Source organism: Algoriphagus litoralis, assembly GCF_003259255.1.
Taxonomy (GTDB): domain Bacteria; phylum Bacteroidota; class Bacteroidia; order Cytophagales; family Cyclobacteriaceae; genus Algoriphagus; species Algoriphagus litoralis.
The window spans coordinates 351936-364887 of record NZ_QGOL01000008.1 but is presented as its reverse complement, the minus strand read 5'-3'; the positions used below and the strand labels follow the sequence as shown (position 1 = coordinate 364887).

Below are 12952 nucleotides of genomic sequence, written 5' to 3'. Positions count from 1 at the left end.
AAAGTATGCATTTAGTGGAATTCATTTATTTTAACTAAAAAAATTTTGAATTGTTTTAAGGAATTTTGGCATTTTTCTGAGTTTATTTTTAAACTCTCCATAAATTCCTACCCACGTACGTATATTTTATTTACGTATGAATTGAATCTGATGGATTTATAGGTTGAAATTTTTTCTCAATAGAATTTGAGATTCTGAGGACAATTGACAGGATTTAAAATTTGCCTTTTGTTCTCTATTCTTGGAAGGTGGAGAAATGGAGCAAATCCTCATTTTCTATATTTCCAAATACCACATTTCCTAGGTCATCTCCCCATCAGTCCTATAGCAACTCCATAGCAGTCCCGTATCAGTCCCATAGATACTTAACCTTTTTAGTAGACCAGAAATACGAGTCAAGTCCATAGATTCCACAGATTCCATATTTTCCACGGATCACACGTTTCTCAGAATTACAAATTCGAAGGACTTTTTGTAAGATTTCTAATCCGACTAAAGGCAAAAAATTCCCTCCTGCTTTAGCTGGGGGATTAAATAATCACGAAAAAGTTTTATTGCTTTAGCAATGACTCTTTTCGGTAGATCAGAATTTGGCTGAAGCTGGTTGAGATTATGAATTTTGGAGCTATAGGCTAAAGCCACATTTCTATTTATGGAAGATGGAATTATCAAAAATTTTGATCCGATTCTATCAGAAATCAATTCCCTCCTGCTTTAGCTGGAGGATTAAATAATCACGAAAACGCTTTTGGCCTTAGCCAAATCATTTTTCACCGAACGTAATCAAGAAAAAATCCCAATTCGAAGCATCAGACTTCAAATTGGGATCCTTAAGTTTTCCATATAAGAAATCCTATCTCCTCAAAATCACCTTATGGTATTCTTTAAAGGTAGACCAGCTGATCTCCACAGTGTAGATTCCAGCAGCTTTGCCTCGCAAAATGTTGGAAAGCTGACTGCTCAGAAGTACTGCTGAAGTTCCTTTCAAGGATTCAAACTGTCCCGTTGCTGAGATCACTCGAACAGTGATTTCTTCATCGTTATACACTCCCGTATCTAGCATTTCCAGATTTATAGGATCGCCTGTTGTTGGGTTTGGATATACCCTCCAGAATGTAGCTCCTTCCATTGGCTCTACCTTGATTGCCTTGGTATCACTATAAATTGAATCACCATCAAAGTCGACTTGCTTCAGACGGTAGAAAATGGTGCCACCAGCTAACGGCAATTTCAGGTCTTGGTAAGTATATTCCGTAGGCTTATCTGAGTAGCCGGCGCCAGCCATTTCTCCTATAGTTTCCCAAGATTTCACATCATTGACTGAGCGTTCGATTTCAAATCGGTCATTTTCCCATTCTTGAGCTGTAGCCCAAGTCAGATCCCCTGAACGGAATACTGGATTGTATTTGGCATTGAAATAGAGGTATTCTATTGGTAGGATTCTGAAGTTAGGGTAGCGGATGTAAACTACGCCTTGGAAGCCGTTGCTTCCACCCAATCGTCCTGCGCCTCCACCTGATCCGTATGTACTTGGAGACTGACCTATACCATTGTTGTTTCCATTACCTCCGGCATTAAATGTTCCGTTATAAGGACTTCCTCCCGCTCCGGCTTCATTTGAAATCGCTCCTGATGAAGTGCCCCCACCTCCAGCGCCATAGTAAATTACTTCACCTGAAATAGTTCTGGATTCACCATTTCCGCCTGATCCGGCAACCATTAATGCTCCACCGCCGGTGAATGTCCCGCCTTCTCCAAGTGAACCTGCACCACCTCCGCCTGCACCTGCTAGTCCAAAGGTTTCTGAAATTGCATTTCCTCCGTTATTTCCTGCATTACCTGTTCCTCCAACTGCTTCATCGGTACCATATGCCGCACCACCTCCTCCGGAAGCACCAGGGGATCCCTCTCTGATTAAGGAAGAAGAATAACTTGATCCGCCACCTCCGCCACCAGCTGCAGTAATATCTGAGAAAGTATTTCCTCCTGCATACTCAAAGTTAGGGCCGGTAAAGGATGAATTTCCTCCGTTATATCCTTGCTCTGAATTAGAACTTGCTCCCAAACCTATTCCTCCAGGAGTGACAGTAAATACTGCTCCCTGAAGCCCTGGAGATCCGTTCATGGTGATTCCAGTGTATTGCTGGTAGACAACTTCGCCACCGCCACCGCCGCCGGCCGCTTCTCCGTAGCCACCGCCACCGCCACCGCCGACTACAAGTACTTCAAATTCATCCAACCCATCCGGAGCAGTCCAAGACCACGAGGAACAGTCGCCTGTAATCCGAATCACGGTGTACCCTTCGGAATCGGTGTATTGGTACACATCGCCCGTACCACTACATGGTGGAGGTGGAGAACAGTCGTAATGAATTACAATCCTGCCATTCGGTCCGGTGGCTGAAACAATGTAATCTGCAGGAGTTGCGGAAGCCAAAGGCACTTGGGTAGCAAAAATTTCATTTCCAACTGTTCCAATAAATACCACTCCCCCAGGTATAACTGGGATGGTTTGAGTCTCGGAAGGAGAGCCATCACCATAGGCTACAATAGTAAGTTCAAAGACATCTGCAGGTACATAGAAGGCATCATCTCCTCCACTCTGAAGAGACTCAGAGCTGCATCCAAATCCATAAATTGCTGTATTGTTATTTGGAGGGAAATAAGCACATGGATCTGCCGGACTTGGTATTATTCTTCGAATAGAATTGATAGTCAAAACAGTAGTGCCTTCATTGGAATAAGTAGGAGAGGTCAAAGTAAATTGGCCGGATGTCGATACCACTACAGTGGTCATCACATTATTTGCACCTCCATTTACCCCATTCGTACTGTAGACAATCTCATAGGTACCCGGAGTCATATTTGGACTAAATACCGTAAATGTGGAACTGCCTGGGAGAGCGGTTGGATTGACTACATCGATAGAAGTGATTGGGTAGTTAGGGTTTTCTACGGTGATAGTACCCGTAGCATTTACTGAACCACAACCTCCAGTCAATGGAATACTGTAATTGAATTCCCCATATTCTGTAGGAGTTCCTATGATAGTGATGGTGTTACCTGACCACGTAGCAAAAATTCCGAGTGGTAATCCATTTGCACCGGATACTCCATCATTGGCAATGCCTGTAGCGCCTGAAGTAGTATGGATAATTGTCGAAATCCCTACACCTATACAGATACTTGGGTCTGGGTTCACTGGAGTTACAGTATTGTTAGGGTTTATAGTGACTTGAACAGGAGTTGTGGTCGCCTCACAGATTACCCCATTAAAATCAGCTACTGTGGTTCTTCTAAATTGGGTAGTAACACTTAATGCAGGCGCATCATAGGTAGCCAAATTGGCTCCGCTAATTTCTGTCCAAGTGGTAAATGGACTTACCGCACTTTCCCAGATGTAGGATATTGTCCCAGATCCAGATCCATCCAAGGTACTGGTAAATGCAGCAGGATCCTCTCCTTGACAAATAGACTGATTACCAGCAATTGTTCCCTCAGTTGGAGAAGCACTTACAATAACTTCAACCGGAGCTGTAGGTACTGATTCGCAATCCACACCATTAAGAGTAGATATGGTAACTCTTCTAAATCTAGTAGTCTGCGTCAAGCCTGCAGGGGCATCGTAAGTGGAAGAATTTGCTCCGCTAACTGAGGACCAAGAAGAGAATGGGCTTACAGCACTTTCCCAACGATATGTAATTGTACCATCTCCTGTACCATCCATGGTACTGGTGAATGCGGCAGGATCGTCACCATTACAAATTGTTTGATCTGCAGCTATAGTTCCCGCTGTTGGCACACTCTGTAAAGTAATAGTAACCGGATTTGTTGCAGGGCCTTCACAGCTATTGGCTCCAACAGTAGAAGTGGTATACCTTCTGTATTGAGTTGTGATCGCCAATACGGGAGGATTGTAATCCGCACCAGTAGGATTACCAGGGACATCTACCCAATTTGGAGTAGAAAGGTCAGTATTCATTTCCCATCGATAAGAAATTACCGCTCCGGCATCCTGTGGAGTATATACTATACCAATGATCGGAGAAGGTGTGTCTCCTTCACAAACGGTTTGGTCACTTGCTATAGCGCCTGCATCTGGAACATCTCTCACGGTGATCAAACCTTCTACCCGTACTTGCTGACAAGAGCCAGTAGTAAATACTTCGTAAATATATTCTCCCGGAGTAGTTGGAGATCCACTGATCCTCAAATTCAATCCGTTCCATGTAGCTGTAACGCCTGCAGGCAAACCAGTAACCAATGGTCCATCCAAACCTCCACCAACAGCATATTCAATATCTACAATAGGAGAATCTTCGCAAACCACTTGGCTGTCGTCTGTGCCTACGGCTGAAGTTAATCTAATGAATGGAGAAAGCGTACCGAAGGAGATATCATCTAAAGCAAAGTCATTACCTCCAAGGGCAGTATTTAAGTTTACTATTTCAATTATTGCAGTTGTGGCACTACCTGAGCTCCAGCTTGGATTTGATCTAAATTCTCTCCAATTATCTAATCCCACCTGTGCATCGCTCGTTGGTTCAGGTGCAGTTGACAAATCCAATACGGTACCTACCAATTGACCATTGATTTTGAACTGTAGTCTAGCATTCGAGGCTGGATTCAGATTCATCGCCCATGCAGAAAAATAGTATTCCGTGAAAGGCTCGACTACCACTTGTTGCCTCCAAATTACTGGCTGTCGGAGAGGGCTGCCGATGAGTGCCCCTCCATTTACCATCATAAAATTCCTTGGACCGGATGCATTATTGGTATGATCTCTTCCATAGAATGCAGTATGATAACCCGGAGGTGTTGTAGTTGTGCTACCGTTAGCATTCACATTAACAGCATAATATCCTTCAGGCCATAATCCAGTCGAACCATCTCCATTGACATAATAGTTTTGATTCTGTGTGTACTCGGTAAAGAAACTTGGATTTGCAGGGTCAAAGTTTGTGAATGATCCATCTACAATTAATTCTTCTGCTATACTTATAGAAGCTGTACTTATGCATCCATCTGGAGATGTAGCGGTTACAGAGTAAGACCCTGCGATATTGACAGTAATAGATGCTGTTGTTTCTCCTGTACTCCACTCCCATGAAGTGCCTGTAACATTTGAACTGGCCACCAAGAGTACACTACCATCTACCGCACAATAATCCGCTTGCAATGTGATTACTGGAGTAGGATCAACGGTAATGGTGAAGGTTTCTGAAGGACCGGAGCATCCATTAACTGTTGGCGTCACTGTAATTGTTGCGGTGATCGGTCCTGAGCTAGGATTCTGGGTAACGAATGCAGGAATATTCCCGGTTCCGGATGCTGCCAAACCAATAGATGGATGACTATTCGTCCAATTATATATTACACCGGCTACTCCATTTCCGCTAAAATTCACCGGAGTTGTAGATTGACCAGAACATCCAACATCTTGATCAGAAATAGGATTGACTATTGGGGTTGGCCGCACCAAGACATCCACTTCAAAGCTGTTTCCTACACATCCTTCTGGAGTAATTGGGGTAACAGTGTATGTTACTGTCTGATCCACAAGGGATGTATTGGTCAGAGCCTGTGAAATATTAGCCTGAGGGGTAGAGACATTTGATTCTCCGCTTACATTTCCATTGGTAGAAACAGTCCATGTGTAAGTCGTACCTGCAGGAACAGAGCCGTTTGTTCCGTTTATAGGAGTAACATTAAATGTGGCTCCACTACAGATGATGGTTCCTGTAATATCAGAAATCACCGGTGTGACATTGACATCTGTGGAATTTGTAACTGCAGATACTGCTGTACAACCCCCTGCATTGGAATAATTTACAGAAACGTTCTTAGTGCCGCTCGTTAACCAAATAAGGGTAACAGTATGATCGTTTGATCCAATACCTCCAGCAGTAATTGTATAATCTATTCCTGAAGTTCCGGGTATTGTCCAAATATAGTTTGCTTGCCCTGGTTGGGTACTATAAGTCACCGGAGCTCCAATACAAAGGTCAGTTGATGGAGCAGCTGTAAATGTAGGAGTTGGAAGTGGACTTACATTTAAAGAGTTTGAAACAGCCGTTGCCGCTGTACAGTTATTCGAATTGCTATAATTAACACTTACATTTTTGGTACCACTAGACAGCCATCTTACGGTCACTGAATTATCAAATGGTCCAATTCCACCAGAGGTGATGGTATAGTCAGTTCCGGCAGTTCCTGCCACAGTCCAAACATAATTCTCTTGACCAGCTTGGGTGGTATAAGTTACCGAAGTACCAACACAGACATCAGTTGTAGGTTGAGTTGTGAATGTAGGAGTCGGCAGTGAATTTACAATAGTGGTGTTAACCACAGCGGATGCAGCAATACAATTAGTGGCATTGGTATAATTGATTGAAACATTTTTGTTTCCAGATGTCAACCAAGTTAGGGTTACCGTATTGCTTGAAGTTCCAGTTCCTCCAGCTGTAATAGTGTAGTCGGTTCCTGAGGCCCCAGGAATTGTCCAAACGTAATTTGATTGGCCTGATTGGGTGGTATAGGTTACCGAAGTACCTACACAAACAGCTGCTGGGGGTGCTGCGGTAAATGTAGGGACAGGAAGTGCATTTACTAATGTCGAATTGATTGTAGCACTAGCTGCAGTACAATTATTCGAGTTTGAATAATTGACTGAAACGTTTTTTGTACCCGATGTCAACCATCTAAGCGTAACTGTATTACTTGATGTTCCGATTCCACCTGCGGTAATAGTGTAATCGATACCCGCCGTTCCTTGAATCGTCCAAGCATAATTTGATTGACCAGGTTGGGTGGAATAAGTTATTGGAGCGCCCACGCATACCTCTGAAACAGCTGGAGCTGTGAAAGTTGGTGTAGGTAATGCATTTACTATAGTGGAATTTATAGTTGCTGCAGCAGCAGTACAATTGTTTCCATTTGTATAGTTAACAGATACTGCTTTGGTACCACTTGTTAACCAGGTAAGCGTAACTGTGTTGCTGGTATTTCCAATACCTCCTGCAGTAATGGTGTAATCCGTACCTGCTGTACCAGGCACATTCCAAAGGTAATTGGATTGACCCGATTGGGTGGAATAAGTTACTGATGTACCTACACAGACCTGAGCTGGTGGCGGAGCAATAAACGTTGGAACAGGCAGGGCATTTACTATGGTAGTGTTGACAGTGGCGGTTGCCGCAGCACAATTGTTTGAGTTATTGTAATTAATAGAGACATTCTTGGTTCCAGCAGTTAGCCATGTCAAAGTTACGGTATGATTTGTTGCTCCTATTCCACCTGAGCTTATGGTGTAATCAGTATTTTGTACGCCTGGTATTGTCCAAACATAATTGGATTGGCCAGCTTCCGTAGTGTAAGTGATGGAAGTACCAACACAAATCTCACCGGTTGGAGTTGGAGTCAGGGTAGGAACCGGCAATTCGTTCACTACAAAGCCACCTGAAATACTAGAGGTTTGATCCGGTCCACATCCTCCTGAGCTTGTAACTACCACGTAGTAGTAAACAGGGATGCCATCAGCACTAGTTGAAGGTGGAGTAAATGTGTCAGAGTTGGTTCCAACCTGTGTATCAACTCCTGTATTTATCACCCCTGTTGTATTACTGTACCATTGATAGGACAAGGTTCCAGTGCCAGAAGCGCTAACTGATATCGGGCTAAATGGACCCTGACCTTCACAAATGGTATCTCCGACTAGATCCTCAGAGTCAATAGCTGTTAGAGGATTGACTATAAATGCACCAGAAATTGAAGAAGTAACCGTTCCGCAGCTTGGACTGGTGGCAGTAGCATAATAATATCTCGGTAATCCATCCGCCACACTCGCATCAGATGGAGGAGTGAAGGTAGAATTGGTTTCGCCTGTGAGCAATATGCCCCCGGTGTTGGTAGGAGAGGTGTTTTGGTACCATTGATAAGTTGCAGGCACGCCTCCATCACCAGTTGCAGCGATTTCCAGCTGCGAGAAAGAAACAGCGCCAAAACAAAATTCCTGATCAGGAGCTGTTGAGTCTAGATCTAGGTTGATGGCAGTTCCAGAAGGGGAAACGATGTAGGCTCCTGTGAGGTCTGAAGTTTCAGGGCCACCACAAGTTCCTGAGACGACAACATAGTAGTAAGAAATACCCTCAGGAGAGGAAGGAGGAGTAAAGGATGCTGTTGTTGCACCAGGTACAGCCGTACCAGGATTGGTACTGATGTCCGAATTATCTGGTTTCCGATACCATTGGAAAGTTAAACCAGAGCCAGATGCTGTAATTGTAATAGGGTCAAAACCATCACCAAAACATTCAGTATCACCAAGCTGACCCGGATCAATCTCAGGATTAATAGCAACTGGAGTACTTATTTCAATCGTATTCGAAGCCGGGCTCGGCACTGAACAACCATTCGCATTTGTATAATTGACTGTTACTGTTTTGCTACCCGATGTTAGCCATTCTATAGTAACTGTATTGCTGTTAGTTCCAATACTACCTCCAGTGATATTGAAGTCAACCCCTGAAGTACCGTGAATATTCCAATCATAATCGAATTGACCACTCTCAGTAGTATAGGTTACAGCATCATTGAGGCAAACCGGATTTGATGGCTCTACTGTAAAACTTGGCGCAGGGAGTGGATCCAAGTCAATGGTGTTTGAAGCTGGAGTGACACCCGTACATCCATTGGCATCCGTGTAATTAACTGTTACCGTTTTCGTACCATTCGTTAGCCACTCTATGGAGACTGTATTGCTGGTAGTACCGATTCCACCTGCTGTTATAGTATAGTCAATTCCGACAGTTCCTAAAACAGTCCAAACATAGTTGCTTTGCCCTGCTTGGGTAGTGTAAGTCACTTCCTGCCCAATACAAACCGGGTTTGCAGGTTCAGTAGTGAATGTTGGTACAGGAAGAGGGCTTAATGTGATTGTATTGGTAGCTGGTGTTGGATTAGTACATCCATTTGTATTGGAATAATTGACCGTTACAGTCTTATCCCCATCGGTCAACCATTCAATGGTTACAGTATTGCTGCTTGTACCGATACCTCCAGCTGTGATGTTGTAATCAGTGCCTGAAACTCCCGTCACTGTCCACAGATAGTTTGATTGTCCTGACTGTGTGGTATAGGTTACTTCATCGCCTATACAAGTCGGATTTGCAGGTTCAGCAGTGAAGGTCGGAACAGGAAGCGGATCAATATCAATGGTGCTAACCGCCGCTGAAGCTCCCTGACAACCGTTGGAATTTTCATAGTTGACAGTTACGGTTTTTTGCCCATCAGTCAACCAAACAAGTGTCACCGTGTTACCTCCATCCGAAATGATGTTGTAATCAGTTCCTTCATCTCCAGAATATCCCCAGTCATAGTCTACAATGTCCGGGCCGGATTGTGTGGTATAGGTGACTTCTTGATTGATACAAATTGCGCCAGAAGGTTCTGCAATAAATGTTGGAACTGGTAGAGTATTAATATTAATGGTATTTGTGGCAGCAGACGTTCCTGCACAACCATTTGCGTTTTCATAATTAACTGTAACAGTTTTAGATCCTGCTGTCAACCACTCAATGGAAATTGAATTACTAGTTACCCCACCAGCGTTAATTGCATAATCTGTCCCCAAAACTCCTGTTAAAGTCCAAGTATAGTTTGCCCGACCTGACTGGGTGATATAGGTTACCACTTCACCTATACAATATTCACCTGATGGCTCAATTAGGAAGGTAGGCGTTGGCAATGGACTGACTGAAATTGGGCTGCTGATAAATGCTGCTGCTGAACACCCGTTGGAATTGGAATAACTCAAGAATACTTGTTTTGAACCTTGGGTTAACCAGATTAGTGTAAGTGAATTACTTGTACTCGTCCCGCCTGATGTGATCGAATAATCGGTTCCTGAAATTCCAGAAATCTGCCAATCATAGTTGAATTGCCCTGCTTGAGTAGAATAAGTAACCTCTTCTCCTATACATACCACACCGGTCGGTTGAGCAGTAAAACTTGGAGTTGGAAGAGGATTTATGGTTAAACTTCGGGTAGCAGTGTCATCTGGACAGCTTCCAGAACCTGCTACAGTATAGGTTATTGTTATGCTACCACTAGAAACTGCAGTGACCTCACCAGTTGAACTGTTTATTGAAGCCACTGCTGGATTGCTTGAAGACCAAGTTCCTCCAAGAGTAGTTGAGGAGAAAGTTGAGCTTTCCCCAACACAGAGTTCATTTACTCCACTTAAAGTGCCGGCATCAGGTAACGGAGTCACTGTGATAGATCGGGTTTCAAAGTCGTCTGAACAACCTCCTGAACCAGAAACGGTATAGGTAAGGATTGCCGAACCCGGAGACACTCCTGTTACAACCCCTGTTGAAGGATCCACTGTTGCTACAGCTGGATTTCCTGATGACCAGGTACCGCCAGAGATAGTGGAAGAGAAAGTGCGGGTTCCACCTTCACAGACTTCCTGTGTTCCACTCAAGATTCCAGCATCAGGCGGCGCAGTGACAGTAATACTGATACTGGTTTGAGGAGCAGGACAACCTCCACTGGCAGGAAGAGTATAAAAAATATCTACCGTTCCTGAAGAAATCCCGGTTACCAAGCCTGTGCTGGATACTGTTGCAATAGCAGGATTACCTGATGACCAAGTACCAAAGGAGGTAGAAGATAAGAGCTGTGTATCTCCTCCGATACAGATATCCTGATTTCCGCTCAGGGTTCCTGGGCTAACAGGCTCATTTACAAATACCGTTCTGGAAGCAGTGGCTACCGTACATCCCGTTATGGTATAACGTATGGTTGCGGCGCCTGCACTTACTCCGGTGATAACCCCTGTTGTTGGGTTGACCGTAGCAATAGTTTCATCTGTAGAGGACCATACTCCGCCAGCCATGGTAGAGGTAAAGATTGTGCTGCCTCCTTCGCAAATTGATTGTGGTCCATTTACAACACCTGCAGATAGCGTATAGGTTAATTTGATTTGGCCATTTGCACCATTTCCTCCTAACCATGTACCAATACTGCTGTTTCTAGAAGCTCCACTTCCACCCCCACCAATTGAAGACCCTCCCACTCCATTCGTAGTACTATTATCTGGAGCTGTACCTCCATCACCGCCCCCATTTGTATTGCTTCCTCCAAATCTTCCAGATCCAGGTTCTCCATCGCCACTTTGGCCAGCACCACCGCCTCCGCCGCCACCTCTTCTGCTACCTCCTGATCCAGATCCGCTTGCTCCATCTCCGCCTGAATATTTTACTTCACCTTCTCCATCATCCGCATCACCTCCAGTGGCCCCTCCACTTGTATTATTAGATACTGAGTTTCCTCCAGTGGCCCTAACAAGGTCCGTCCCGGGTGCTGATGATAAATAAAATCTTGATGAGCCTCCAGATGAAGTGGAGTTACTACCAGCACCAATAACATATGAAAAATTTTGACCTGGTGTAACAGAGATAATGGAGCGTGAGTACGCTCCACCGCCTCCTCCTCCTCCAGTTCCATTTGAAGTTCTTCCTCCACCTCTTCCTCCACCTCCCCAAGCTTCTACAATGACCTCGGTAACCCCATTTGGAACTATCCATGTATCAGACCCAGAAGGAGTGGTGGAAAAATCATAAGTAAACTCACAGCCACAATCTTCTACGATGATAGTTCCAGTTGCAAAAGCTACTCCGCAAGTACCCAGTAATTCTATGCTATAGTTGAAAGTTCCAAGCTCTGTTGGATTCCCAGTGATATCAATTTCACCAGTTACAGAATTAAATGTTGCACTGACTCCATCAGGAAGGCCATTGGCACTGTCCACTCCATCTCCATTAATTCCAGTTACCCCGGTAGTACCATGCGTAAGATTAACGTCTCCTGAGAAAAAGCAGACTGTTTCAGTAGTAACTGGTGTTACTGTTTTGCCCGGATTTACAATTATGGTTTTTGTAACTACAACAGGACTACAAGATCCACCACTTGCGGTAAGCTGCAAAGTGATCACACCCAAAGCACTATCGTTCGATCCGGCAGTGTAGGTTGCAGTGGCTGGGTTATTGGCGTTGGTCCAGGTTCCGTTTCCATTCAAGTTGGTCCAGATTCCGCTGGTGGCAGCACCACCTATACTTCCACCCATAGGAGCTGAAGTCTCTCCATCACAGATCTCTGCCAAAGCCCCACCTGCATTTGCCGTAGGGCTAGTCGTTATAGTTAGCGTTTTGGTTGCAGTGGCTACCCCACAGCTCCCCCCGACAGTAGTTAGGGTTAAGGTAATCGTTCCTGTTTCAGATGCTCCTGGGGTATAAGTAGCAGTTGCCGGATTGTTTGGATTGGTCCAAGTACCTGAACCCCCGCTCCAAGTTCCTCCCGCAACAGATCCGCCAACAGATCCTCCCATTGCAGGAGTTGTTTGGCCTTGGCAAATTCCAGATAAAGCAGGACCAGCGTTGGCTGTTGGGAGTGCATTAACTTGAATAGTTTTTGAAGCAGTTGTAGTACCACAAGTCCCACCTGTAGTGGTTAAGGTTAGCGTAATTAAACCGGATTCCCCAGATGCAGCAGTGTAGGTAGCAGTTGACGGATTGTTGGCATTAGTCCAGGTACCGGATCCTCCACTCCATGTTCCCGAAGTAGCGACACCTCCGATACTTCCTCCCATAGGAGCTGAGGTTTGACCTTGGCATATCGCGGCTAATGCTCCTCCAGGATTTGCGGTTGCGCCTGGATTTACCGTTATGGTTTTAGTGCCAGTAACAGAACCGCATGATCCCCCAGTGGTGGTCAGGGTTAAGGTGGCAGTTCCTGTATAGCCAGTGGGAGGCGTCCATGTAGCGTTGAGAACGGTTGGAGCTGGAGTAAATGTACCACCAAGTCCTCCGTCAGTCCAAATTCCTCCTGTGGCCCCACCGAAGACCAAGCCTCCTAGGCCCACGGTTGATTCCCCCTCGCATATATCTGGCAAAGG

1 protein-coding gene is annotated in these 12952 nt (G+C 44.8%); it reads right to left on the bottom strand.

Annotated elements, in window-relative coordinates:
• Positions 1 to 853 precede the first annotated feature (853 nt).
• On the bottom strand, positions 854 to 12919 hold the full coding sequence (locus DK188_RS11290) for a beta strand repeat-containing protein (RefSeq protein ID WP_198673006.1): 12066 nt from the start codon (positions 12917 to 12919) through the stop codon (positions 854 to 856).
• Between the last annotated feature and the right edge of the window lie 33 nt (positions 12920 to 12952).